Annotated in this window: 16 protein-coding genes and 2 pseudogenes; all 18 read right to left on the bottom strand. The window is 70.2% G+C overall.

Annotated elements, in window-relative coordinates; all coding sequences use genetic code 11:
* Positions 1 to 1,217 (bottom strand): annotated as a pseudogene (locus QZ634_RS19900) (hypothetical protein); the annotation flags it as partial.
* Between the two features lie 204 nt (positions 1,218 to 1,421).
* Positions 1,422 to 1,717: pseudogene (locus QZ634_RS19895) on the bottom strand (DUF4157 domain-containing protein); the annotation flags it as partial.
* 379 nt (positions 1,718 to 2,096) lie between these two features.
* A complete protein-coding gene (locus QZ634_RS19890; RefSeq protein WP_291991235.1) occupies positions 2,097 to 2,255 on the bottom strand; it encodes a hypothetical protein in 159 nt (52 codons plus the stop codon).
* A 225-nt stretch (positions 2,256 to 2,480) separates the two neighbouring features.
* Positions 2,481 to 2,840, bottom strand: a complete 360-nt coding sequence (locus QZ634_RS19885; protein ID WP_291991234.1) for a hypothetical protein — start codon at positions 2,838 to 2,840, stop codon at positions 2,481 to 2,483.
* Positions 2,773 to 5,253, bottom strand: coding sequence for a DUF4157 domain-containing protein (locus QZ634_RS19880; protein WP_291991233.1), 2,481 nt, complete (start codon positions 5,251 to 5,253; stop codon positions 2,773 to 2,775). Before QZ634_RS19880 ends, QZ634_RS19885 begins: the two co-directional genes overlap by 68 nt.
* A complete protein-coding gene (locus tag QZ634_RS19875) occupies positions 5,250 to 7,244 on the bottom strand; it encodes an ATP-binding protein (protein WP_291991232.1) in 1,995 nt (664 codons plus the stop codon). The genes QZ634_RS19880 and QZ634_RS19875 overlap by 4 nt, the downstream gene beginning before the upstream one ends.
* Complete coding sequence (locus QZ634_RS19870; RefSeq protein WP_291991231.1) at positions 7,241 to 8,875, bottom strand: hypothetical protein; 1,635 nt, start codon at positions 8,873 to 8,875, stop codon at positions 7,241 to 7,243. Before QZ634_RS19870 ends, QZ634_RS19875 begins: the two co-directional genes overlap by 4 nt.
* A 4-nt stretch (positions 8,876 to 8,879) precedes the next feature.
* Positions 8,880 to 13,826, bottom strand: coding sequence for a hypothetical protein (locus QZ634_RS19865; protein ID WP_291991230.1), 4,947 nt, complete (start codon positions 13,824 to 13,826; stop codon positions 8,880 to 8,882).
* A gap of 16 nt (positions 13,827 to 13,842) precedes the next feature.
* Positions 13,843 to 15,933: a hypothetical protein gene (locus tag QZ634_RS19860; protein WP_291991229.1), complete on the bottom strand. Its 2,091-nt coding sequence runs from the start codon at positions 15,931 to 15,933 to the stop codon at positions 13,843 to 13,845.
* A 46-nt stretch (positions 15,934 to 15,979) separates the two neighbouring features.
* On the bottom strand, positions 15,980 to 16,957 hold the full coding sequence (locus tag QZ634_RS19855; protein ID WP_291991228.1) for a hypothetical protein: 978 nt from the start codon (positions 16,955 to 16,957) through the stop codon (positions 15,980 to 15,982).
* Complete coding sequence (locus tag QZ634_RS19850; RefSeq protein WP_291991227.1) at positions 16,954 to 17,364, bottom strand: hypothetical protein; 411 nt, start codon at positions 17,362 to 17,364, stop codon at positions 16,954 to 16,956. Before QZ634_RS19850 ends, QZ634_RS19855 begins: the two co-directional genes overlap by 4 nt.
* Positions 17,365 to 17,386: 22 nt before the next feature.
* The gene (locus QZ634_RS19845; RefSeq protein WP_291903178.1) at positions 17,387 to 17,698 is read right to left on the bottom strand and encodes a hypothetical protein; all 312 of its coding nucleotides are present in this window, start codon (positions 17,696 to 17,698) and stop codon (positions 17,387 to 17,389) included.
* 79 nt (positions 17,699 to 17,777) lie between these two features.
* Positions 17,778 to 20,267 (bottom strand): phage tail protein, encoded by a 2,490-nt coding sequence (locus QZ634_RS19840; protein ID WP_291991226.1) that lies wholly within the window; start codon positions 20,265 to 20,267, stop codon positions 17,778 to 17,780.
* Entirely contained in the window at positions 20,267 to 22,573 is a 2,307-nt protein-coding gene (locus QZ634_RS19835) for a putative baseplate assembly protein (RefSeq protein WP_291991225.1), read from the bottom strand. Before QZ634_RS19835 ends, QZ634_RS19840 begins: the two co-directional genes overlap by 1 nt.
* Positions 22,573 to 22,974, bottom strand: a complete 402-nt coding sequence (locus QZ634_RS19830; RefSeq protein WP_291991224.1) for a GPW/gp25 family protein — start codon at positions 22,972 to 22,974, stop codon at positions 22,573 to 22,575. The genes QZ634_RS19835 and QZ634_RS19830 overlap by 1 nt, the downstream gene beginning before the upstream one ends.
* A complete protein-coding gene (locus tag QZ634_RS19825) occupies positions 22,971 to 24,767 on the bottom strand; it encodes a hypothetical protein (protein ID WP_291991223.1) in 1,797 nt (598 codons plus the stop codon). The genes QZ634_RS19830 and QZ634_RS19825 overlap by 4 nt, the downstream gene beginning before the upstream one ends.
* The gene (locus tag QZ634_RS19820; RefSeq protein ID WP_291991222.1) at positions 24,764 to 25,450 is read right to left on the bottom strand and encodes a phage baseplate assembly protein V; all 687 of its coding nucleotides are present in this window, start codon (positions 25,448 to 25,450) and stop codon (positions 24,764 to 24,766) included. The genes QZ634_RS19825 and QZ634_RS19820 overlap by 4 nt, the downstream gene beginning before the upstream one ends.
* Positions 25,450 to 26,544: a contractile injection system protein, VgrG/Pvc8 family gene (locus QZ634_RS19815; RefSeq protein WP_291991221.1), complete on the bottom strand. Its 1,095-nt coding sequence runs from the start codon at positions 26,542 to 26,544 to the stop codon at positions 25,450 to 25,452. The genes QZ634_RS19820 and QZ634_RS19815 overlap by 1 nt, the downstream gene beginning before the upstream one ends.
* Positions 26,545 to 26,554 lie beyond the last annotated feature (10 nt).

Here is a 26,554-nt window from a genome sequence, read left to right as displayed (position 1 = left end):
GCGGTCATGCGCCCGAGCGCCTCCCACAGGGTCACGTAATGGCGCGGCAGCACGTCGATGCCATTCGACATCTGGCTCGCGGTATCGACGCCCCACACCGCCGGTCCCAGGCACCCCGGCTGCAGTGACCAGCCCGGAATAGAGCGTCTGCTGTGCGCCGAGAACGCCGCTGGTGTTGTTCTGATACTCATCGGGCAGACCCAGCATATGACCGAAACTCGTGCTCGCCGACCGAATAGCGGTTGGAGGTATAGGTCGTCTCGAAGGCGTGATCCACCGATAGGTCGGCCCGGCGGTTGGCGGCGTCGCTGGCAGCACCCACCGGCCCGTGGCCGAGGACGCCAATCGGCTGCGTCACACCAAGGCCGGCAAGGAAGCTGCGCACTGCCACCCGCGCGCCTCTCGGAGAGGTCGAGGTTATGCGTGGCGTCACCGTCGAGACTGGCGAAGCCGTCGACCTTGAGCGGGATCAGCGGATCGGACGGGTTCTTCTGCCTGGCCGCATCGGCGAAGGCGGCAAGGGCCGGTCGCGCTGCCGGACTGATGACATCCGAATCGTTGCCGAACAACACCGGCGAAGCCGCCGCCGCGGCGAGTGCGCTCTCCAGGCGCTGGCGCTCGGTGGTGGCCACGCTGCCGCTGTTGAAGTTGGGCTCTTCGCGTACGTCGGACTGGTAGAGGGTGGCCGTTGCCGGCCGCTCGGGATGCGCGACGTCGGGATCGTTGGTGGCGGACTTGTAGTCGATCCCCGGTCCGGGGCTCTTGTGTACCGTCGTCACGTAGTGCGCCGAAGCGTCGTCGGCGACCTCGACCGGCGTCACCAGCGGGATCGCCCGGAAGTCCCAGCACGGCTTGGTCGATGTCATCGCATGCTGGGCGCTCCAGCGCGCCGAGACACGACCGATATAGGCGCTCTTGAAGTCCGCCTTTTCCGTGTCGCTCCAGAAAAAGCGGCTGAGGTCTTCGCCAGCCATGGTGCGGCTGATCCATTCAAGCATTCCCGGCGCGTTGTCGGCCGAGACGAAATTGAACTTCATCTTCACCGTCACCGGCATCAGCCCGACCAGCGGGAAATAATCGGCGTCGAACATGCCGAAGGTGGTCGAGGGAATATAGCGCGCGAGGTGCATATGGCGCAGCGCGAAGGCGTCACGGCGCACGCCCTCTTCCGGCGTCAGGCAGGTGCCAAAAAGGCTGTCGAAGAGCGGCGTCGGCACTGCCGGAACGCCTGCCGGGCAGGGGCACGCCGGCGTCGGTCGGGCCAGCAGCGGCAGCGGCCGCGAGCGCTGCGTCCGGAGTTGCGCCCGGCATCGGGAGTGACCCCCGCGGTCAGGCACGCGAGAAACGGTATTGGCTGTGCCGCCGCTGACGACATGGGCGAGTTCGTGCGCGATCAGCCGGCGCCCGGAATCGGACTCGGGTTCGTAGCCGGGCCGGGTGCAAACACGATGGTCGTTGCCGAGTGTGAAGGCGCGCGCAGCGCAGAGAGCGCGCCATGCTTCCTTCGCGCGATCCGCTGGTGCACCCGCACCGCACCGAGATCACGCCCGAAACGCGGCTCGAAGAAGTCGCGCGCGGACCTGTCGAGCGAGCGACCCCGAGCCCGGGGCAGCGACGCCGACAGCGTGCCCGCCCCCTCGGCCGAACGCTGGATACCGGAAGCGCAGCTGGCACAGGGCGCCTCCGGCGTACAGCCGAGGCATCCGTGGGGCGCCATCACCGCGTCGGCGATGCGCTCTGCCTGCCGCTCGCCGGCATCTTCCGGGCTGGAGACCCTCATTCCGCGCGCCGCAAGGAATCGCGGGGTGCCGGCGGCGCGTGTTGCAGTCGTGGACCTCGGATCTGGCGTGCTCTGGCTGAGGAACCGGCCATGCGGCCTCGTGCCTGTGTCGTGAATGTCATCGTCTGCCCTCCAGGATTTGCCTGCAGTAAGCTCCTACAAGCCGACGAGCGCATCGATCTGCGCGCCGTGCTTCAGCATAGCGGATGCTCGAAGGCTCGCCGTTCGCCGACTCGCCGTCCAAGCCCAGCCATGTACCCGCCGTTCCGGCGGTCTCGGCCGGCGCCTTCGACCCCATGCCTCGATGCAGGCAAATTCAATCGGCAGCGCCATCGACACAGCCGAACTCCCCCATCCCTTCACGCACGGCATGTTCGATATCGTCACCCCAGATGGAATCGACCAGGAGATAGCCGCCGAAACCAACGATAAAGCCAACCGCGTTACCGAGGAGCGGCACCTCCGAGCCAAGCACGGCGCCCGTAATCCCGGCGGCCAGGGCTCCGCCGCCCCCGGCGACCGCTGTGCGGGCGCCAGTGGCGTAGTAATCAATGTCGCTATAGTCCGCATCAGGAAGGTTTCCTGGAAGGCCATCGACCCCAGCGAAATCACCGGCGCCGCCACGGCACCGACACCGGTCGACACGAATAGCCGTCCCCCCAGGACACCGCTACTGGCGAGCAACCCCGGCGTTTCACCGCTAACCAGGCCACGGCTGGCCCATTGCGATAAGCCCAGTGCGGCACGACTTTCCACCAGTGCAACCGCCGTAACCGACCGGAATCGACGCCCCCACATTGAACATGCTGGTCGCCACCATGCCACCGTTCAAGTCGCCTTCGCCAGCATGCCACAGCAGGCGACCCGACTCGGTAAGCGCCGCCAGCGCGCCACTCACGCGAGCGGCGCGCGCAGCGCTTCCACCCGACACCGTCGACAGGGCATCTTCAGCCGCCATCCCGTTGGCAACCAGGCGGTGATACTCGACGACCTCAGGCGGGAAGAGGACATTGCGCTGCAGGCGGGAGACGGCCAGCGTGTTCAGACGCTGCAGGGCCATCACCGAAGCCAGGGTCGCGCGCATTGGCGCCACACGCGCACCGGCACGCTGCGCGACCTCGCCGAACACCGCCTGGATTCGTGCCGTGGCATCGACATCGCCGGAAAGGATCAGCGCTTCGATCTGTGCCCAATTCGAGGACCGCCGCAGCACCCTCGCCCACCGGCGCGCCATGTACCAGCGCATCGACCAGCGGCGCCAGACGGCCCGCCGACGCCCGCTCGCGCCACGCGGAGGCCAGCCCGGCGTCGACGCTGCCGGCCGCCGCGCCGCGCAAATCCCCCGACAGGGCACGGGCACGCAAGCGCGCGGTGAGTTGGGCGCGAATGGTTCGGTAGGCCCGGCTCGAAGGCGACAACGCGCGTACCTGATCCCATGACGAGTAGGTGCTGCCGCCGTGGCTTATCGGATCGGCAGCCAACGAGGCCTCGATGATCGCGCGGCTGGCATCGGTCATCCGCGACGGCGACGCGCTGACCGCGCGCTCGATTCCCGTCGCAAAATCCGCGCGCGAGAGGTTTCCGCCCGCGACCATCGTCTCGACTGCGGCACGCACCGCCCCGACATGCTCATCCGGCACCAGCAGCCGGGCGCTCGCCGCCGCATCCAGCTCGGTGCCAAACTCGGGATAGACCGGGCCCAGCATGTTTGCCGCAGACGTCAGCGTAGAGCCCTCGGCAGTCGGGCTCATCATGCGCATGAACTTGGTCAGATAGTGATCCGGATTGAGCGGGCCGCCGGTATCGACGCCGCTCATCGAGTGGGTGAGCGACTCAAGGCTGCCAGTGCGCAGATCGAGGGTGTCGAAGGTCGGCGCATTGGCCTGCAGGCTGTTCAGGTCAACCACGGATGGATCAAGAATAGTGGGAAGATCCGCACCCAGATGCAGCTCTTCGAACATCGTGCCACGCCAGTTGACGCCGGCACCGCGCATCGAGGCCGGATTCGACGGATCGGTGCCCGGCGTCACTAGCGGGCGAAGGAAGGCGTCGCGGATATAGAGATCGGTCGGGTTTGCGTAGAGGTCGGTCGGCAGGATCGCTGCGGTCGACGCCCCCGACAGCCGCCCGGGGACGCCCGGAAAACCCCTTGCACCCGGATCGGCAAAGCTGAAGTCTGGCCCCATGCCCGCTTCCGGCCCTGCCAACCCTGACCACAACGGTGCCGGCTCCGGAGTCGGCGGCGGGAGACGAACGGTGAGCGCCTGCGAGAAGGGATCGTGGCTGGCGTAGAACTCGTTCACGTCCACCTGTGGCACGTTGTAGCGAGCCAAAAACCGGTCGAACTGGGCGGGGGTCAACACCTGCCCCTCGTGCTGGAAAGCCAGACCCTCCTCACGCGCAGCATCGGCCAGCACCACCGCGAGCATGTCGGGACCGACCGGCCGGATCTCGTAGAGCGTTGTCGGCACCGCCGTGATGCTCTCCTCGGCGAGCCAGGAGTGACCCATTCCGCCACGCCGTCGACGCTCGCCGCCAAGGCGGCGCCGCAGGTTGGCGTGGTCGTAGGCAGGCCGTGAGTCCGGACGGCGATCCCCAAGGTAGGCGACAACACGCTGCCAATGAGCAAGGAGTTCGGCATTGCTCAGCGCACGGGCCGACACCGCGCAGGGATCGTAGGCGGCACCCGCTTCAGGCGGCATCAGCGAGGGACGGGCAGCGCTTGAACGGGTGGCCAGCGGCACCGCGACGCTTGCCGCATCGGCACTGGTCATGCCGGCAAACTCGTCCTCCGGGAGACGCCTGAGCACGCCCCCACTCCGCCCTCGCTGCTGCACCACGTGCGCCACCTCGTGGGCCATCAAGGCGAGGTCGTCAGCGCGCTCGCGAGCACCGAGCCAGATATCCCGACCACGGGTGAACGCGCGCGCACCGATGGCGCGAGCGGCGCGCGCAGACGCTTTGCCTCGATGGACCCGGATTCCACCGAGATCGGTGCCCAGGGCTGCTTCGAGCTGACCGCGCACCGCGCCGTGCAGGCCCGTGGCAGCACTGCCATTGCCTGCCGGCCGGGCATCGCCGTCGGCGCCGCTGTGTCCACCATCGCCATCGTCGGGCGGCTCGGCGCTCAGGCACTCGCGGCGCAGCGGCTGTTCATCGTTAACGGGCTCCGCGCTCTCCTCGACGAGTTCCTCTGCGCATTGCGGGCAAGCCCGCCGCAGCGACGCCCCGGGATCGCGGCCGAGAAAGCGCGGAACCGTCGCCCCCGCCACCAGCGCGCGCGAAAAGGCCTCGGCCTCGTGCTCGAGCGGGTCGTCCGGCTCTCCGACCTCGAGGCGCGCCTGCACCCCGTCACCGCCGAGGCAACGCGGCACGCCGGCCGTCGAACACGTCGGCCCGGTACAGTCGCAGGCCCGGCGACTGCCGGGCGGAGCTGCATCGGGCTGACGGCGCCGGTCGAGGACAAGGTTCATCCACTGCCTCCAACGCCGGCCGGCATCTGCTTGCCGAGCTTGCGGTATTCGCTGGCCAGAGCGGCGCTCAACTCGGCCTCACCGAGGGGAGCGCCCTGCGCACCGGCCAGTGCGGCGGCACTGAGCACCACATTGCGGATGTGCCCGCCGGGGAGATCACAATTGGCGGCCAGCCGATTGAGCGCCACGGCGTCGAGGATATTCGACTCCCCAAGGTGGGCCAACCACAGGGCCCGCCGCTCGACCGGCCCCGGAGCGAGGAATTCGATGATCGCGTCGAGCCGTCGGGTAAAGGCCGAGTCGAAGCGCGCCCGGCTGTTGCTGGTCAGGAGCGTTATGCCCTCGAAGCTCTCGATGCGCTGCAGGAGGTAGTTGGTCTGCTGGTTGGCGAAGCGGTCGTTGGAGTCCTTGACGTCGGTGCGCTTGCCGAACAGAGAGTCGGCCTCGTCGAAGAGCAGCACCACTTCGGCATGCTCGGCGCGGCCGAACAGCTCGGCGAGATTCTTCTCCGTTTCGCCGATGTACTTGCTGGTCACCGAAGCCAGGTCCACCCGGTACAGCGGCAAGCCAAGCCGGGTCGCGAGCCAGCCCGCGGCGAGCGTCTTGCCGGTGCCCGAAGGCCCGACCAGCAAGGCGCGGACGCCGGGTCTGTAGCGCGCCCGTGCGGCCAGCCCCAGCGAGGCGGCCAAGGTGTCGCGCAGGCGGCAGCGGGCGACCAGCGAATCCAGCGCCTGGCGCTGCAGCGGCGCCAGCACCAGAGCCTCGTCGGCGATGTCGTCATCCAGGAGCTCGGCGAGCGCGCCGAGATCGGCGCCCACCCCGTTACGGGCCACCTGGGCGACATGCGCCACGCCGGGCGCAGCGCCGACGCGTGCCGCGGCCGAGCGAGCCGCCTGACCCAGTTCGGCAATGCGGCCGGCGCCGTGACGGTGATGTGCGGCGAGGCGATCGACGGCCCCGTCATCGCCCAGCGCGGCGCGCCACAATCGGGCACGCTCTTCGGCCGGCGGCACCGGCAGGCGCCACTGGGCGACCGCGCCCGGGCCTTCGATGCTGCCTTCGAGTCCGGTGGCGACGAGCATCGGGCCGGCGTAGCCCGGGATCCCGACCAGCCGTCGCCGCTCGCCCGGCGCCAGCGTCACCTGCCAGACCGGCAGACGATCCTGCAGCCACAGCCACGGCCCCAGTCCGCGCGGCGGATCGCCCTCGTAGAAAGCCGGGCGGCGCCCGCTGGCCGCAGCCACCGCAAGGGCTGCCGCGCGTGCTTCGCCGGGCACCGCGCTGCGCAGTACCAGCACCCGGGCACCGTCCTCGCGCAGGCCGGAAGCCTGGTTGCGCGCCGCCGCCAGCGTCGAATCCGGCAGCATTGGCAGCACCTCATCGGCATCGCCTACCCCGTCGAAGCGACCCGCATAGCCGGCCAACGCCAACACCAATGGCAGCGGCGTGCGCACGCTGCGCTCGCACAGGGGCCGTTCCTCGGGCTCGAGTTGAACCAGGCCGCTGCGCCGCGCCGGACCTTCCGCCAGCAACGCCAGCGCGTGCACTTCGCCGAGCCGCTCGCACAAACTGGCCAGCAGCCCGAGCGTGGGGCGTGCTCCGCCGACCGGATGCTGCAGCCAGATAAGCGAGCGCGCGGCCATCGGGACGAGCTCTGCAGCGCAGGCGAGCGCGGTGGCCAGCGTTTCGGGCAAACTAAGGCCATCGCGCGCGGCGAGTGCGTAGAGCGCACGGTCGGGCGCCGGCGGATCGGCAAGCCAGGCAGAGATCAGTGCCTGCACCGCTGCCTCGCGACCCTGTGCCTCGGGAGCCAGACTCGCGGCACAGTCATCGGCCAAGCGACCGAGCGCTCCGAGCCAGGTCGCCTCGGCCCCTTGCGCTGCGATGCAGTCGGTGGAGAGCAGCGCGAAGGCCAGTTCGGCGAGCCGCGGCAGGGCAACCCGATGTTCTGCGCCTGGGCTCGCCGCGGACAGATTCTCGGGCCGGTTCATGGATCGTCCCGCCCATAATGGAAGCGCAGCACCCGCCCCAGCCAGGGCACCCAGCCGGGGTCGATGTCCAGGCCGGCGCGGCGGACACGCAGGTCAACCGCGTCGATGGCTTGCCAGAGATCGACGTGCGTGGCGGTGATGGCAATTCTCGCCGGACGGCAGACCAGCGAGTAAAGACCGATGCCGACATCGCGGCGCAAGAGCCTGCGGCAACGCCCAAGCCAGCGCGCAACCTCGCCATCGGCCTCGCTGTCGGCCGCCAGCGGCAGTGCAAACAAGAGCCACAGCGGGTCGTCGTCGGCAATCGGCAGTCGCCGCAGCAGGGTCGCGAAGATGCGCTGCGGCAGATCGCTCGGCAGCGCGTCTTCGCCGATGGCGTCGGCCACGCCGAGTCGGGTGAGCAGGGGCACCAGGAACAGCAGGCCGCCAGCGGCGGTTGCCGCGTCCATGCGTCTCGGCGCGGCGCGGTGATCGATGGCCAGCGGCAAAGCGTCGGCGGGCGGCGCGGGTGACTCATTGCCGGCAGCCGGCGCCACCGCCTGCGACCGCGCTGCGGCGGACTCGCTGGTGACGACGACCTCGCCGGCACCGAGCAAACGACCGGCACCCGGCAAATGACCGGCAGCCGACGCGCATGGCCCATCGCTGTCCGCGCCCGCTTCCTGCGCTACAGCGAATGGCGCGGGGCTGGCGCCAGCCTCACCTGCTCGCGGCGATGCGGACGCTGTCCTTGCCGACGGCGAGGCCGCTGGCGCTGCCCGGCGAGCAGCAGGCGAGGGAGGATCGAAGGCGTCTCCTTCGGCGCGCCATTGATCACCACCCCCATCGCCGCCGGGATGGCCGGCGACGAGCCTGTCGGCGAAGGCTTCGTCGGCTCCCTGACTACCGCCGCCGTTGTCCCGGCGAGCGTCTCGATCGCCGTCGACACCGCACACGGCAGCCATGCCGAGCAGCCAGCGATGGCGAACATCGTCTCGGCCAAGGCGCGCGGCCGACCAGTCGAGCAGTGCCCGCCAGCGTGCCGGCGCGACGCGAGACGGCGGTTTGCGAGCGCCATGGCAGGCGTACTGCAAACGGGCGATGTCGTCGCTCTGGAGTGCCAGCAGGAAAGCAGTGCAGCCAGCGCAGCCAGCGTCCTCGCGGGCAACCAGTAGCGCGAGCCAGCACGGCAGAGCTGCCGGCGCTTCCGGCAAGGCGGCCAGTGACAAGGCCAGCAGACGCAGCGCAGCGCCGCGGCCGAGCGCGGGCCGATAGCCGTTGACCAGCAGCGGCCAACACCATGCCTGGCGCGGGCTATCGGCGAGGAGCAGGCGTGTCAGGGCAAGATGAGCGGTCAGCGCATCGGCAAAACGCACGGCCGGCGCGACTGCGAGTGCGGCGTCGTCCACCACGCTGCCATCGACGGCGATCGCCGCGCGGCAAACGGCTTCCAGGCGCAGCGCCACCTGCTGCGCTGACGCCGCGGCGGTGAACGGCGGCAGGCGCAGCCGGCGCAGCAGCAGGAGCTCGGCACCGTCGCCCGGCAGGCTGGCCGTGCGCAGCGCGTCCTCGATCAGGAAGCCGGCGCGGCGCGCGAGGGCATCGGCCGGCGCGCGGATCGACAGGCGGCGGACCGTGCGCTCGGCGAGCATGCGCTTACCTGATCTTCACGCTGGCCAGGCGCGCGCTGCTCATCGCCAGCGGGCTGTCGGCAGCGACGAACTGCACCCGGCTCTCGGCAGCCAGTTCGAGACGGTTGCCCTCGACGTGCAGCACGGTGGTCGACACCTCGCTGCTCGCCAGATCATCGACCCGTGCTCGCGCCACGACCCGATCGCCCTGGTACACCAGCGCCTGCATGCCGACCCTGAGCTTGAGGCCGTCGGTGACGCGAATCGGCAGGCGAATGCCGGGCAGCGCAGTCACCGGCGCCGGCAGGCGGCCGGAAATGATGCGGTTGACCGGTGCGTGGCTGGCGAGCAGCAGACACATGTGCACGACGTCGTTGATCAGCGCCGCGGCCTCGCTGTCGCCGGCCTTCATCTGCCCGAACAGCCAGTCGACGTAGGTCTGCAACTGGCGCCGCGTCTGGTAGTCCAGCTCGCCCCAACGGGGCAGACCGGCGAGGTTTCTGAGCTGCGGCGTGGCGTCGAACTGCGACAGGCGTTCGGCCCAGTCGAGACGAATCGACGGCAGAACTTCCGAGAAGGCCTCGTGCAGGCAGGCGGCAATGCGCGACATTTCCTCGAACACCCTGGCGGCCTGGCTGGCGACCGCGCCGCGACCGTGCTCGCCGTCGACCAGGTCGCCAAGCGAGACCACTTTTTCGGCCTCGGCGCGCGCGCCTTGCCAACCCAGCCCGGCGATCAGCAGCGGGTCGATGCGCGTCGCCGCGACGCGCAACTGCTGCACGGCGGCGAGCTGCTTGCCGTGCAGCGCGGCGATCGCCCCGGCGACGCCGCGCACGGCGCTCGCTGCCGGCTGTGCCGCCACCCGCAGGTTCATGATCTGGCTGCGCAACTGGGCCGATTGCATGGTCTTGACCAGCAGATCGACGCGGTCGAGCTTGTCGAGCAGCGCCGGCAGCCGCGCAAACCAGCGCGACGGCGCCTCGCGCACCACGGCCAGCAGATCGGCGAGTTCGTCGGGCGCATCCTGGTGCGCCATCAGGCACGCCGGCACCGGCGCTTCGAGCAGGCCGGGATCGAGCTGGCGCATCGGCGCCGGGCTGATCAGCTCGGCCTCGCGCGGACGCTGATAGGCGACGAACTTGACGTGATCGAGCAGGATCTGCGCCCGGCGATCGTTGATCGCCGCCAGCCGCGCCTCTTCTTCGCCGATCAGCGCACGCGTCACGGCGACGTCGTGGCGCGCCTCGGCGAGATCCTCGGCGACCCCTTGCAAGCCCTGTTCGAGTGCGGCGGCCTGCGTCCTGAGGCTGGCGAGCAGCGCCTCGCTCAGCGAGATCGCGTTGCGGTAGAGCTTGATGCGCCCTTCGAGCTGACGCATCAGCGCGACGGTGTTGTCGGAGAGATCGGCGCCATCCGAGAAGTAGGCCGACTCATCGACCTTGCTGCGCCGCGGCGCCTGCAGCATCAGCGGCAAGCGCCAGCGCTGGTTGAGCACGGTGCGCAGTGGCAGGCTGCGGCGCAGGCTGTTGAGCGTGTTCTGCTCCGCCGGGTCGCTGCTGTCGACGATCGGCAGCGGGCGGTTGGGATTATCCACCTCATCCTCGCTGTTGTAGAACAGCGCCGGGTCGCCGCGCACGCCGTGGAAGGCGATGCTCTCGAAGAGCCCGGCGCTGTCGCCACCGTCCTCGGCCTCGAGCGCGTCGGCGAGCGAGATCAGCGCGCGCACCGCTTCGTAGCGCGTGGAAGTCGTGTAATCCTTGGCCTCGTTGGCTTTCGGCGCCTCGAGCCGCTCGGCGATACTCACCGTGCGCACCTCGGCTCTGCCGATCAGCGGCGCGGCGTTGGTGATGTCGAAGGGCACGAAGCTCGTACTGCCTGCCAGCAGCTGGACGCTGGTCGCATCGCGTACCTGTGCGTTCCGGACTGCTGGCGAACTGTCGGCAACGTTGAAGGTGAGCCCTTCGGCCTGGAACAGCGCCTGTGTACCCGGCGAAGAGAGATTCACCGCCTGGGCGCCGCCGCCGGCAAATGCGCTGCCGCTGGCCAGCGCGCTGCCCCCGGCTCGTGCCGAGGCGACCGGTGCGGCAGCGGGCGAGCCACCGCGCGGCGCCGCCGGAGCGTTCTTGAGCTCGTCGAAGAAACCCGCGATGCGCTCGCTGGAAGCGACCGCCGTCTCGGCCTGTGCAATGCTGGCCAGCGCCGGCGAGATCGCCAGCCGGGTCGCGGCGGTGGTGCCAAGGACCAGCTGCCGTACGCGGTAGATGTCCGTCTGCACCTTGACGAAGTTGTAATCGACCAGATCGTCGGCACGGTCGGCGCGACTCTTGAGATAGGCGACGAAACCCTCCACACCGAGCTGGAAGATCTGGTAGCGCTCCTGCGCCGAGAGATGACCCAGCGCCGGATTGTCGTAGAGGCGCAGCGCGGCCTCGACCTGGCCGTTCACCGCCGCGGTGGTCGGCGCGCGCAGGTCGCGCGCTTGCAGAAACTGCCACACACCGCGTTGCTGGGCGCCGGCCGGCACCGCGCCGGAGAACCACGGCCGCTCGACATTGGCCGCCGACAGCGCCCCTGCGTGGCCGAAGGCGGCAGCGCCGTCGAAGAAGGTGAAGGCCATGCCGTTCAAGGCCGCGCCGGCCAAATTGACGCCGCTGGCGGCATCCAGCGGCACCTCGAGCCGGAGCCAGCGACCCGGCCGCGGAATGGCGCCGATACGCCGGCGCGACGCCGTTCCTTCCGTTCCCCAGCTGATGCGACTCAACCCCCAGTAGGCGCGGTGTTCCCAGCTCGTACCGCTGCGCCACTGCAGCATCAGCTGCGTCGGCGGATTGTCCGGATCGACGAAAACCCACGCGTAGAGCCGCTCGCCGGCAACCGCCGTGAAGCTGGCGCCGGCATTCTCGAAGAAGTGCTGGTGCAGGCCGGCCTGCGGTGGCTCCGTATGACCGCCCTGCCCGCCGCTCTCCGGCGCGCCGCTGCCATCGACCGGCAGTACCGCCGCCGAGGCGTCAAACGGCGCCCACAGATCGTTGTGGGTCATGAAGTCCCAGCGCTCGTCGCCATTCTGCTGGGCCGCCGTGGGAAGAACGCTGCAGAACCATTTCCTCGGCGCACCGCCGCTGGCGATCGCCCCGGTCATCGCGAACGCCGCCTGACCGTCGTAGAGCGTGAACGCCATGCCGTCGGCGGCGAGCCCCTCGAGACCGACCAGCAGCGCCGGCAGGCGCAGCTGCACCCACTCGCCGGCTGTCGGCAGATCGCCGACGCGGGCGCGCGCGACAGTGCCGTCCGCGCCCCAGTCGATGAGATTCTCGCCCCAGTAGGCGCGGTGGTCCCAGTTGCCGGCGTGCCATTGCAGCATCAGCGTGCGCGGCGGACGGTCGGGGTTCAGGTACACCCAGGCAAAGAGCTGCTCGCCCGCGGCGACGCTCAGCGTCTCGGTCGCCGCTTCGAAGAAATGCTGGTGCACGCCGGCACGCAGCCCCGAGCGATGCCCGCCGCCGGCCGGTGGCGGGCCCCAGGGGGCAAGCGTTTCTGCCTCGAGTGCTTGCGGATCGTCGGCCATCGCCGGCACGGTCAGCGCCTTGCCGCTGATCGCCCGGGCCAGCACCGACGCTCGCGTGCGCAGGCCATGGCGGGCGCCGAGTGCGCGCGAGCGCTGCAACTGGAAAGCGGCGAGCGTGGTGGCGAATTCCGCGTCGATGACTTCACGGATCAGCAGGCGCGGCTCGAACACCGCCTGCGGCACCGGTACCAGCAGGCGCACGCGCTCTCCCAGCGCCAGGTCGAGCGGCGCCAGCGACGCCGCCTCGGCGAGCGCGGCATCGAGTTGCTCGCTCGGCAGCGGCGCAGCATCGAGCGTGAAACTGGCCGGGAAGAAAGCGCTCGACAGGCGCTCGAGGTCGACCACATGCGCCGGCAGGAGACCAAAAGGCGGCAGGCGGACGTAATCCGCCGCCAGCGTCGCCGCGTCGGGTACCGGGTCAGCCGCCGCGGCAATCTGCTCGGCGAGCTGTTCGAAGCGCGCTTGCCACAACGCCGGCAGCCGCCAGTGGATGCCGAGGCTGTCGGCGGCCCCCCCCATACGCCCGTAGCGGGCGCGACCGCCGCTCCGCACCACGCTGGCGCGATCGAGGAACAGCGGCGTCCAGTCGCTGGCGCAGGCGACCAGGCCGATCGGCACCCCGAAGGCCTCCCAGGGCAGGGTCTCGTCGGCAGCGAGCATTCGTTCGGCGTCGAAGATGTGCCATGCCAGCTCGTTGCGCCAGCGTCCGGGTGCGCCGGACGGAAGCGGCGGCAGGCTGACGAACTCTTCCGGCCAGGCGTACCAGAGCAGGCGCGCGGCGTCGCCGATGCGCCAGTCCTCGAAGGAAATCACGTTGCCCTTGCCGCAACCGTCCAGCGCGCAGGGGTCGCTGGGATCGAACTCGCCGATGCGGTCGGCGGTGACCGGTTGCAGGAGCAGGATGCCGACCCTGGGCAGCGCATCCGGCAAAGCCGCGACCACCGTGCCGAGTGTCGGGCCGACGACCTTGGCGGCGGTGCTGGCAAGCTCGCCCCCCTCCTCGCCACCGGCGCTGCCCAGGCCGGCAAAGGCCGACCCGTCGGCCACCACCGGCAGATCAGCCAGCGCCACCTCCAGCGCCTGCAGCACGCGCACGTCCTCGCCGTCGACACTCAGGCCCTGGCCCTGCATCAGCGCCAGGCGGGTGCCGGCAAGCCCCCCTGCCGTGTTGTTGAACAGGGCCGTCTCCAGCCCGCGCACGACGCCCGGCGTGTAAGCCTGGCCACGCAAGGCGATGTGGCGGGCGGCCCAATCCTGACGAGCGGACAGCGTCGGCGCGGTGAGCGTACGGCCGGCAAACAGGTTCGGCCGACGCAGCCACCAGCGGCTGGCGTCGGCGGCATTCTCTGGCGCAAGGCCGACGACATGCTCGCCAGCCAGGGGTCTGTCGATCGGTGTGATGCTCACGATCCACCTCCTTCAGTCATTTGCGGCTGCCGCCGGTCTTGCCGGTGGCCGGGCTGGTGCTGGCGACGGACGCCGCCTTGCGACGTTTGCCCGATGGCGTGGTGGCGGCTTTTTCGCCGGCTGCGGTGTGCTCCGGGGGCGGCGTGTCCGGCGCTGCCGCCGGAACCTCCCGCGTCTTCGCGGCTCGCGAGTTCGCCGACGCGCGCGGCGTCAGCGTCGGTGTCGTCGGTCTGGTCGTCGGCGTCGTCGCTATTGTCGGTCGGGTCGTCGGCGTCGTCGCTGTCGTCGGTCTGGTCGTCGGCGTCGTCGCCACGGGCTCGGCCGGAGCGAGCGGCTGCGGGCGCAGGACCGTTCCCGCCAGGCGCGAAAGCTCGGCGGTTCTCACCGTTGCAGCTGCGCTATCGGCGGTGCGCCAGTCGCCACCATCGGCAATCGCGGTGAGCGCCGTCGCGCTCGGCACGGTGTCCGGACGCGCGCGTTCGAGGCGGAGCAGACCGTCGCCGACGCCGGGCGCCGAAAGATCCGCGGCGACCCGCAGAACGGCCGCCTGGTCGAGCGTTTCGGCCTGGCCGAGTTCGCCGAGAGCAGCCGCGGTGAGGCTTGGCGACGCGGCGAAGCGCGGGCTGGCCAGCAGGCTCTGGACTTCCAGCGCGGCGCGCGGCGTGGCGCGCTCGAACACCCGGTTGCTGGCGACGTCGAGGCCCAGCGCGGCGAGCCGCGTCGAATCCGTGCTGATCGTCGCGACGGTCTCACGACCGGCAAGGCGGATCGCCTCGCCGGCCAGATCGTCGCGATAGGCAAGATTGCGCCGACGCACGAACCACAGGTTGGGCAGCGCCGCGAGCCGCGCCCACTCGGCGCTCGCCGGGTCGCTAGTCTCGACCGGCAAGGGCAGGCGCGGAATGCGCAGCTGCTGCAGAATTTCGAGCGGCTTGCGGGTGGCCACCAGATTGATCGCCGCCGGCCGCAGAGTGCGCGTGCGGGTGGCCAGGCGGCTGCTCACCGCCCGCCATTCATGGCGGGGAATCGGCGCGAGCAGCAATAGCGAGGTCGATTCGAGCGTCGCCGACGGCGCTTCGAGGTCGATCGGCGGCAGCGACAGCGACTCCTCGACAAGTGCTGGCAGTTCGTCCTCGGGAATGATCGAGAAATCGACCGCCATTTCGGGCGGGAAATAGCGCTGCGTGAAATCCCGGCTGTCGATCATCCCCGCCGGTACCGGCCCGGCCGACGGCAACAGCGGAAAGTTCTCGCGCGCCGCAAAGCCGCGCCCGCCACTGGTCAGCAGGAGGTCGGCGAGATGGACCTGGTGCTGGATCAGATGCGCCAGGCGCAGCGCGCGCGGAGCGTAACCGAGACCCGGCAGGTCGGCACGGTCGGCGCCCAGTTCGCGGCGCACCATCGCCTCGTCGACCCACACCACGACGTTGTTGGCCAGTGCCAGCATGGCCAGCGGCAGGACGTTGGCCGACAGGCCGCGCGCACCGTCGCCGGCAAAGATTGCTGCGGCCGCGCGGCCGCGCCGGGCGTTGAGCGCGTCGGCCGCGCCGTCGTCCTGCCACGGCACGAGGACGATCGCCGTCGCTTCGACGACGTCGCCGTCCTCGACGCTGCGCTGGCCGGTGATCGACGTCGGGTAGGCGCCGGTCGGGGTATCGGTGTATTCAACGGGGCGCAGCGCCAGCACGAACAGGCCGGTGCGATTGCGCAGCGGCGCCTGCGGCAGCTTGCCGAGCCCGAAGCGTGCCGACAGTTGTTCGGCGCGCGGAATGTCGGCGAGGCGCAGTTCGATGGCCCGCGGCAGCAGCACCAGTTCGCCGGCGGCGGTGACGCCGTGGCCTGCCGTCACGTTTACACGGTCGCCAGTACTGCCACGCTCGACATCCAGCCCGCTGGCGACGCCGCTGCCGGCGGCCTGGCCGAGGTCGGCCTCGCGGGTAAGGATGTATTGCTGGTCGCGGATCAGATCCCGCGCGGCCAGGAAGCGGCCGTCGAAGTAGCGCGGCCGGTCGCGGCGCGGATCCTCGATCAGCGCCCCGGCGTCCTTGAGCCGCGCCACCTCCGCGGAGCCGAGGGTTGCGCGGGTTTCGCCAGTGGTCAGATTCATGACTCATCCTCCAGAGCGCCGCTTGGCGCGCCATTGATCTTGCTGTTCATCCGCCCAGCCCGAGTGCGCCGGCGAGCATCCCCAGGTGCGGCAGCACGCGGCGGCCGCCGTTATCGACGACGGCATCGCCGCTGCGTGCCGGCGGGTCGCCGGCCGCGACCGGGACAAAGACCCGCGCCAGGAAGACCGCGGTCGGGTCGAGTCGCGGCGGATGCCCGGGCGGCGCCGGCAGCTCGCCGGCAGCATCGCTGTTACCAACGAGATCCGGCCAGCCATCGAGGACCGCATCCTGCAAGGCGTCGCGGCGCGCTGCCGGCGCGAGTGCAGAGAGGTCGCGGTCGTGCTGTGGCAGGCCGTTGAAATCGTCGTCAAGTCCGTCGCCGCGGAGCACCAGATGGACCTCGAAAGCGTCACGCAGGCGCGACGTCTGGACCGCGTCAAGAGCGTCGAAAGGCCCATTGGCGAAGGCTGGCGTAAGCGCCTGACGACAGGTAACGAAGCGTACGAAAACGTCGGCGACCACCGCCCGTGCGGGCAAAGCCGGCCCGTCGGCGATGAGTCTTGCGCTGGCGAAGCGCGACGGGTTGTCGAGCGCGGCGAGGCGCAAACCGTCACCACCGTCGCGCAGCAGTTCGCCGTCGAACCAGCGCGTCAGGCGCAGGCACACCGGCCGCGGCAGTTCCACCAGGCGACCGATCCGGTCGACCGCCAGGCCGGGCGCGATGCGCACTTCCTCGACCGCCTCGCCGGCCGCCGGCACCTGGCGCACGCGCAGACCGGCCAGCGTGCCGCCGGCAAAAAGGCCGGCCGCGCCAGCGGCAGCGGCATCGAGGCCCTCGGGCAGGCGCCGCGCGCCGGCGCCGCTGACGAAGGCCAGCGCACGCGCCAGCCGGTTGCGGTGGTAGGTCTGCTCGTCGGCAAAGTCGCCCGCATCGAGGAGCATGCCGGTGGCGTAGTGCGGGCGCGCCGCTTCGGGCAACGCGTAGAGCGGGTCGTCGGAAGGCGGGCGAAGGGGGCTGTTCATGTTTCGCTCCTCGGTTTGGCGGGTTTTCGCGCCCGCGTCTTGCGCGCTTCGGCGGGTGCACGGATCGGCCGAACAACGGGGGTTACAACAGGGGTGACGACGGGCCGGACCACCGGCGTGACGACCGGCGTGACGACCGGTGTCACCCCCGGGGTAAGGGGTGGCCGAGTCGTGACGGGCGGGCGGGTTACCGGCGGCTCGGTCAGCGGTGGCCGCGTCACTGGCGGCTGCGGCTCGACGACGACCTGCCGGGAGATCACCACATCGACCACCTCGGGCGCACTGCGACGCCCGTCGTTGCTCACCACCACCAGCTGGAAGCGGTGCGTGCCGACCGCCAGGCCGGCGTCGACCACCACCACGGCTTCGGCGGTCTCGACGGTGCGGCCTCTGACGAAAGTGGTCATGGCATCGGCTCCGCCTGCCTGCTCAGGGCTGGCCCATGTACGTCCATTGATAGCTCACCACGCGGCCACCGCCCGCGTCGAACGATCGGCTGCCGTCGAGGTTGAAGCTGGTTGCGAAGTTCACGCTGCGCGGGGCGTTGAGCACGGCCGTCGGGTTCTCGGTATCGGCGACGATAACGATCACGTCATCGGGAATCGAGCTGTTGCCGGAATCGTCTACCACTACCAGACGAAAGGTGTGGCGCCCGAATGGCAACGCATTGTTGGCGGACAGAGTGACTTCGACGGTGGGGGTCTCGGTCCTGACTTCCTGGTTGATAACGAATTCGGCCATGTGGGTCTCCTTGGATCGGGTTGAGCGGCCGGCGTTGTCGTCGACCTTGTTGCCGGCATCATTGCCGTGGTTCGGGTGCCTAATCGGTCAGGCGCCAGCGATACTCGCTGATGCGCCCGCCGGCCGCGGCGGTCGAGCCGCTGCCGTCGAGCACGAAGCTGCGACCATGTACGACGGTCATGTCGGGGCCGGCATCGGCCAGCGGTAGCGCCACCGGGCGCGGCGCCACCGCCCCCGACAAACGCGGGTCCAGGCTGCCGACGCCGAGGACGTAATCGCCGTTGCCCAGGCTGCTGATCCCGGCCCGGGCCGCAACACGCTCGCGCGGCGGGCCAAGGTAGGTGTCCACACCGAGCAGACTGGCAATGCCGACGAGCAGCGGCCAACTGGCGACGGCCACCTGCACCTCGACGTGAGCGGGCGATTCGAGCTCGACGATGCGCCGGATCAGGCCGAGGTCCTGTGCCTCGACCGACTGGTGCACCAGCACCAGCGCGCGGAAGGCGAGCTGGTCGTAGAAAGCCAGCAGCGCCTCGCGCTCGGCGTTCGATACGAGCTCGTCGCGGAACAGCGCCAGCAGTTCGACGCGTTCGGCCTCGCCGAGGATCAGCGTGTCGCCGACCACCGAGTTGCCGCTGATCACCAGGCCAGGCAGCAGCGGGTCGTCCTCGACGTTGAGATTCACGCCCAGCAGCGTGCTCATCAGCCGACGCATGCGGAAGCCCTCCAGGACGACGATCTCGCCACCCCGCACACCGCCGTCGCTGGCAATGTCGAGCGCCAGGCGCAGGCCGCGGCGAGTGCCGTGGTAGCGCGCCAGTTCGCTCGAACGAAGCAGCCATTCGCGCCGCCGCCCCTCCGGCAGTGCCGCGTCGAAGGCCACGCCGAGCCAGCCGCCGAGCCATTCGAGCGACTCTTCCGGCACGCTCGCCGGGTCGCTCGCCAGGTGGGCGGCGGCGATGCGATCCTCGAGCGGGGTGAGCACGCTTTCGACATTGCCGAGCAGACGTTCGAGGAAATCGGCCGGCGTCGCCAGGCCAGGACTTTCGGCCGCGGCGCCGAACTCGCTTTCGCGATACAGGCGTGGCAGATACTGGTCACGGTAGGAAAAGCGCGAGCCGTAGGCGCGCAGCGCGGCCAGTTCGGGCGAATCGCGACCCTCGCCGAAAAACGCCATCCGCACCCACAGATAGCGGCCGCTGAGCGCCCGCACGCGATGCGCGGAGCGCTGGATCATCGCCGTCCACAGGCCGGCGCGGCCGGGCTCGGGTGCTCCCCAGGCCCCCAGGCCGGGATGACCGGGGAGCTCGGAAGGCTGCCGCTCCCAGACCGCGTGCGGCACGGGACCGGCGGGCAGAGACGCGGCGGGCAGCTCGCCGAAAACATGCGCGTGCCATTCACCAGCCGCCGCAGCGCTCGGCTCGGCGCTGGTTGCCAGCCACACCAGCAGCCCGCAGCCAGCCGGCAGGCGGGCTTCGGCGTAGAGCCGGTGCCAGACGGTCTGCTGGTCGCCGCTGTCGATGAGATGCATCGCCGCACTGCTGAAATTGGCGGCCTCGCCGTGGCGCGCGAGGTTGGCCAGCGACAGCCGGTGGAGCGCTTCGAGGGCGCCGCCGGCCAGCGGGTAACGGGGCGGATCGTCGAGGCGATGGGCAAAAGGCGCTTCCTCGGCGGCGGCGGCAAGCGGGTAGATATCGCCGGCCGGCAGCAGGGTCAGCGCGCCAACCGGCGAACCCCTGGGCACCCACACCGGCGCGTCGCGGCGGCCGGGAACGCGGGCCACAATGCCGCCCTCGCCGAGCCAGTCGATCGAATAGGCGAAGGCGGCAGCGGCCAGGGTCTGTGCCGGCCCGAGCGTGCCGAGTTGGCGATCGAGCAAACGCAGACGGCACTCGCCATCACCAAACCATGACAGCAGGGCCAGCGTGCCGTCACGCGCAAGGGCCAGCGACTGCGGCCGCTCACCGGCCGGCCAGGCAACGCCGGCGAGGATCTTCAGCGTCGGCGGGCTGGGGTTTTCGGGATCGGGGCGGAAAGTGCCCGGCGCGTAATCAGCCGCCGGGCGCTCGGGCTGCACGCACCCGCTGAGGCGACCGAGACGGCCACTGCCACGTTCGAGCAACCAGACGCCGCCGAGCGGCTCGGCGGCCATGCGCCAGGCCTGGAAACCTGGTGTCGGCAGGACGCTATCCGGCCAGCGACCGCGCAGGTCGTGCAGCAGGAGTCGATCGGCGAGCGCCACGTAGAGCACGTCGTCAAAACCGACGGCGAAGTCCAGCGGTCGCTCGCCAAGCGGCAGCAGGGTCGCCGCCGCCGGCAGATGGCTGACGACGACGATGGCCATCGCCGCCTCGTCCCAGCGCGCACTGGCGCCGTGCCGGTCGACCGCCTGCGGCAGACGTTCGAGCGCCGCCGCGGCAATCGCCGCGGCATCCACCGGGGGTGCCGAGAGGCTGCGCTCGCTGGCCAGGCGCAAGGCGCGGCAGGCAGCCCGGTAATCGACATGGCTGCGCGCCGGCCAGTGCCGGTCGTCGGCAAGCAACCAGAAGCGCTGTCCGTTGGCGTCCATCAGCACACCTCGGGGACAACCGGCACGGCGACAGCGGCGTCGTCGGCGAAGGGATTGGGCAGCGCCGAGAGGTCGCCTGGCGCAGCACTGCTGCCGGTCGGCGCATCCACGGCCACCACCGACAGGAGTTCGGGCAGCTGCCAGGCAGCCAGCTTGAGCGACTGCGTGCCGTCGGAGGTGTTGCGCGTCAGCAGCCGCCATTCGCCCCGGCCGGCGATTTCGACGCGCTCGAAGAGGTTGATGCCGCCGACCTCGGCGACGCCGGCGACCCGCGAAACTTCCACTTCCAGCTCGCGTTCGCGCAGCGTGCGACCCAGGGGCCAGCCCGAACCTCCCGGACCATGCGGCGGCAAGGGCCAGAGCAGGCGGCGCAACGCTTCGCGCAACTCGAAGAGCACTGCCTCGCGGCCGAAACCGTCACGGATGCTCACCCCCACGGAGACACCGAGCGGCACATACTCGCAGCCGATGACGTAAAGCTCGGTGGCCAGCGGCGTGCGCACCGACAGATGCGCATGCACGCGCTCGATGAATGGCCGGTCCGGACGCGGATTCGGCGCCTTGCCGAAGACCCGTGCGGGCAGGACCATGACGCTGACCACGCCGGGGACGTCGAAACGCCGTTCGCGCGGCTTGAAGCGCGGCAGCACCTCGACGCGCGCGACGTCCGTGCCGGGCACCTCCTGCGCCAGGCGGCGGTAATCGTCGGCCGTCACCGCGCGCTCACGATGGCGCAGCAGCGACGGAATGCGCTGTTCGGCACGGGCCAGACTTTCGGCGTCTTCGCCGCCTTCGGTGGCCAGCGGCTGCAGCACCTTGATCGCCGGCATCGTCCGCGCCGCACCGACGAGCCGGCCCGACAAAAGCTCGCTCAGGCTGGCGGCCGGCAGATTGCCGGCACGGCCGCCACCGAAACGACCGTAGGCCAGGCGGATACGCATCTGGCGCTCGGGAACGCGGCCGCGCACGCCGTCACCGAAACGCAGGCTGCCGGCCTCGGCGTCGACTTCGAAAACCGGGGCCTCGCGCGCCACCAGCGCGTCGGCGGAGATGGCGGCAAGATCGTCGACCCGCTGCCACGGCTGATAGCCGCGACCGGGCTCCTCGACCTGGATGCGCAGCGTCTCGGTGTCGACCGAAGTTGCCGGCAACGGGAAGACCTGGTCGGCGGCACCTGTGGATACGCCCAGCACGCGGCCTTCGACGGTGCTGCGCTGATCGACGGCGACGGCATTGACGCCCACCCAGGCCAGTTTGAGACTGCTCACCCCACTGCCGGGCTTGGGCCGCAGGCGCAACCAGCCGATCAGCCGGGCGGCTTTTTCGACGTCGTCGACGCGTGGCGGATTATCGCCGACGCCGGCGCGCGGGTTCTCGCCGACGTCGTTGACCGGCGCCCAGATCAGCGATTCGTCGGGCATCGGCAGGCGCAGCACGCCCGGCCGCGTCAGCCCGGCGGTGCTGTCGTTGGCGTCGCCGGGGAAGGGCTCGACGGTCAGGTAGTCGGCATTGACGCCGTCCGCACCGCGGGTCACCACCTCCCACAACACCGACACGCGCGCGCGCTGGCCGACTTCCTCGAATAGCGCCGGGGCAGCCAGCGCCGGCACCACGCCGACCGAGAGCATCGCGGTCGCCCCGCTGTCGCCGCCGCCCAGCGCAGTGCGTGCGGCAATATTGGTCGCCGCCTGCTGTTCGGGGCGCTGCGCGGCGGGCGCCAGGAGGGCCAGCCACAGCGCGCGATCGGCACCCAGCGCGAAGACGTCCACCCCCTCGCCGCTTGCCGCCTGACCGCCTGCAAAGAGCGGTGACGCGAGATAGCCCTTGGCGGCGCCGTCGAGGCGATGCACTTTCTGCAGACCGGCGATCACCGCTTCCATGCGCGCCGCGTCGGCGTCGGCCAGCGGCTGCTTGTACCAGACCTCGGCAGCCACCGGCAGCAGGGTGGTTTCGGCCAGCGTTTCGAAGGGCAGTGGCGCCTTGATTCGCGCACCGGGGGCGAGCGTCACGGCGGAGAGTTCGCTCGGCTGCGCAAAGGCCAGACTGACGATTCCGCCGGCCGGCCGTGCCGGCCGCAAGCCCTGGCCGAGCAGCTTGAGGAACACCAGCCGCTGGCGCTCGGGGATCAGGTTGGCACGATAGAGCAGCGCGTCGCCGAGCCAGGCAAAGAGCTCGAGCAGGGTGCGACCGGGATCGCCGAGGCGCGGGTGGGTCCATTCCGGCGTGTGCGCCGGGACGCGGGCCAGCAGGTCTTCGAGCAGATCGTCGAAGCTGCGGTCATCGAGACGGGGCGGCAGGATGGGCATCAGCCTTCCTCCAGTCGAACGGTCACGGCCAGCGCGCCGGGTGTTCCGGAGCGGGCCAGTCGATAGGCGATCTCGACCCGCAGGTCGGAGGGATTGTCGGCTACTTCGAACACCTCCACCCGGTCGAGAACGATGCGCCGCTCCCAGCGGCCGAGCGATTCCATCACCCAGTCGCGAATCTGGCGACGCGTGGCGAGGTTGTTGGGCGCGTGCAGCAGGCGGTCGAGTCCGGCGCCGAACTCGGGGCGCATCAGCTGCTCACCGGGCCGGGTGCTGAGAATCACGCGGATTCCCTGGCGCACGCTGGCTTCGAGATCCGGCCAGTCGAGTTGGCCGCGTTCGTCGGGCAGCGCGAACAGCGGCCAGCCGACCAGCGGGCGAGGGAGCTGACTGGCGCTCATGACTCACCTCCGCTCTTCTTGGGGAAGGGGATGCAGATCTTGATGAACATCATCCAGCGGAAAAACAGATCGAACAGCGACAGGAAGATGTTCAGCACGATGAAGGCGCAGATGGTGATGATCGGAATATTGAAGCTGCAGATCCAGCCGAGCTTGAGGCCATTGTCGGCCGGCTCCTTGCCGTCCATCAGGTCGAGCGGATCGCCGCCGAGCAGGTTCTGCATCGACGCCGGAACGGTGAACGCGACGTTGGGCTTGAGCTTCTTGAGCATCTCCTTGTCGCTCGGGTCGGGCAAGGCAATCTGTAGCGGCGGCGCACCGCTGCCTTCGTACCAGGGGGCAATTACAAAAGCCGGGCTGTAGTCGCCCCACACCGTGCGGGCCGGGCAGACGCCTTCGGGCTTGAGACGCACGAAGGCGCGCAGCACGTAGCGCGCACCCGGGTCGTCGAAGCGTCCGGCGACGCCGCTGACGGCCTCGAAACGCAGACGCAGGCAGGCCGACAGGGCGCGCAACAGGGCATCGCCGGTAGTGGCGTCGAGCGCCGGCCAGCCCGCCGGGATGGTCGGCGCCGGCGAGACCGTCTCATCATTGAGCAGGATGCGGCTGGCCGCGGCGAGGAAATCGCCCGCCGGGCGGCTGCCGGCGATTGGCTTGCCGACGGCGTCGGCGAGCGGCAGCGCAATGCCGTTGAGCACCTCCATCAGCGAATCGGCTTCGGCGCTGTCGCCGAAAGCGTCGAACTCGACAGCCAGTTGGCGCAGCAGGAGCAGGAGGCGCTTCATCATGCTGCGCTCGGAGTCGCCCGGATTGCCGGCGATGCTCGCCAGGTCGGGCGTCAGAGCACGGCCCGGCCGCGGGAAGCTGTCGGCGAGGCCGCGCAGCGGGCCGACCAGATGCTCCTTGAAGTCGGCCGTCGTCGGACCGAACGCGGCCTCGTCGAACTCCGGCGCGCCGCCCTCGGCTTTCTCGCTGCTGGTGGTCGGGATCAGGCCGTAGAACAGCGTCGCAGCTGCCGCCTTGCAGACGTCGGGCGGAGCGACGAACATCGGCACCACCGATTCGTTGAGCAGCGCATCTTCCTGCGCCGCCAGCAGCGTGCTCACTTCGCGGTCGAGGACCGGCTGACCGGTCGTCGGCCGGCTCAGTCGGCGCAGTGCTTCGGGGTCGTGGCGATTGCCGCGTGCGGCGCCGTCGGCGGCCGCGGCGATGTTTGCCCAGCCTTTCAGGCTGTCGCCGGCGCGCATCCAGCCCTGCTTCACTTCATTCCCCTTGGCATCGCGCACCAGCCGACGGATGACCATGCCGGCTCCCTCCACCCGCTGCGGGTCGATACGTGGCTCGCCCGGTGTATCGCAACGCGCTTCCATCACCGCCAGGTTGAACTGGCGCTGAATCGGCTGGAAGAGCTTGAGCACTGGCGACCCTTCGGCGGCGCGACGAATGCCTTCGACCAGCTCCTGTTCACTCTTCTGCCCACTTTCCTGCTCGCTCTTGACCACCGGCGGTGCGGCCACCCGCCCGCCGGCGAGACCCAATTGGCGGCTGGCATCGCGCAGCTTGTTGAACAGCCCGCGGCCGGTGTTGCGCTTGCTGCGCGGCCGCGTATCGGTGCCGCTGGCAACGCTGACCGAGCGCGCCAGACTGCCGCGCAGGCCGATGCGCCCCTCGGCGTCGCGCAGACTGGTCAGTACCGCCTCGATGAAGTCCTCGTCGCTGCGCTGCAGGATCGCCGGCGCGCCGCCGACGGCGAGGTCGCGCGGTGCCGAGAGGATCACCTCGTGATGGCTCACCATATGTTTCCCGCTCCCGGTGTGTAGCTGGTGGATACCACCGACGTCGCCTGCAGGACTTCACACTTGACGATGCCGGAGAACTTGGCCATGGCGGTATCGACGGTCACCATGCCGGCGCTGACCTTCACCTGCGGCGCCTCGACCTTGACCTCGGCGCTGGCGGTGATGCTGATCCGCGCCGCCTCCATGACCACCCGATTGCCGTTGGCATCCTCGACGGTGACCTTGCCCGGCCCGTCGGAGAGGGTGAGCTTCTGCCCGCCCGGCGTTTCAAGCAGCAATAGCTCCTGACCCTGCTGGTCGTCGAGGGTGACGGTGACACCGTTCTTCGAGCGGATGCGCTTGAAGCGGTTGCCCTCGTCGCCGAGCTCGGCCGGTGCCGCGTTGGCGCCGCTCCACAGGCCGCCGACGACCAGCGGGTAGCGCGGATCGCCGTGCAGGAAGACGACCAGCACTTCGTCGTCGACGTCGGGCATCAGGAAGGCGCCGCGATCGGCGCCGGCAAAGGGGCACACCACGCGCGCCCACAACGGCGCATCCTGACCGTCGACGGCATCGACGGCGAGCAGGCGCAGTTGCACCCGGTTGCGCCGTTCGGGGTCCGCGATATCCACCACGCGGGCGAGCTGGGCGCCGTTGAGCCATCCGGCGGCAGGCTGGAAATGCGGCGCGCGATCCATCAGGAAGCCTCCCCGAGATACGCACACTCGCCGACGAACTCGGTGCGATAGCCTGCGTGCACGTCGTAACGGTGGCGTGCCTCGACGACGTAATAGCTGTTGTCCCAGCGCCCGGACAAACCGCTGACCGCCACCGTCGTGCCGACGCGAAGCTGCGCGTTGCCCTCGGCGACGCCGTCGAGACGCACGAAGCGCCGCGCGCGTTGATCGAAAGCCGCTGCGGCCACCGCCCGGGCTTCGCCATCGGTCGCCAGCGCCAGGTGGCCGAGGTGTTCGCTACGCCGTTCGAGCGCGCGACGCAGCCAGTCGGCGCCGCTGGTGCCGCTGCCCGGTCCGCCGTGACTGAGACTGCTGACCTCGGCGCTGACGGCGCTGCCGGCAACCGCATCCCAGCCGGCGGCGGTGATGCTGCTCACCTGCTGCGCGAGATCGGCGACCACCCGGGCGCGGGCCAGCTGGCCGTGCAGCTCGAGGCTCAGTTCACCGCGCCGGACGTCTCCCCGCGGGGCCACCTGCAGCTCGTCGCCGACGATCTGCAGGTCGGCGTCGAAACGCCCGAGCAGTCGCCGCAGGAAAGCGAGATCGCTCTCGTTGAGTTGCGCCCAGGTAGCGATCGGCTCGGCCAGACCCTGCACCGAAGGACGCAGGCCGAGCTCGTTGGCCACGGCATTGACCACGTCGGCCGGCGACATGTCACTGTAGACCTTGCTGCGGCGCGCCATGCGGGCGCGCCCGAGCGGATCTTCGGCAAGCACCACCAGTTCGGGCGGCGAGCCCTGCGCAAATTCGGCCTCGAAGCCGCTGACCACGCCACGGAAAAGCTCGCGTGCCTGCGTCTCGTCACCGGCATAGACTTCGATGGCCGTGCCAAGCGCAAGCCGAGAACCGTCTTCGAAGGCATATTCCGCACCGCCGTCGGTGGTACTCGCCCAGTTCGAGAAGCGCAGTTCGGCGGTACTCATACCCCCCTCGGATTCCTCGATGCGCATGCCGATGAGCAGCTCGGAAACGCGCGGATCCTCCTGTCCGGCGAGCCGGAGCGTGGGCCGGGCACGATAGACGGCGGACTGGCTGACGGAGGTTTCGCTAGGCATGCTGATGGCC

Origin of the sequence: Candidatus Accumulibacter sp. ACC007, from assembly GCF_907163205.1 — a bacterium.
GTDB lineage: Bacteria > Pseudomonadota > Gammaproteobacteria > Burkholderiales > Rhodocyclaceae > Accumulibacter > Accumulibacter regalis.
The sequence above is the reverse complement of the archived record's forward strand: the minus strand, read 5'-3'. Positions and strand labels throughout refer to the sequence as shown.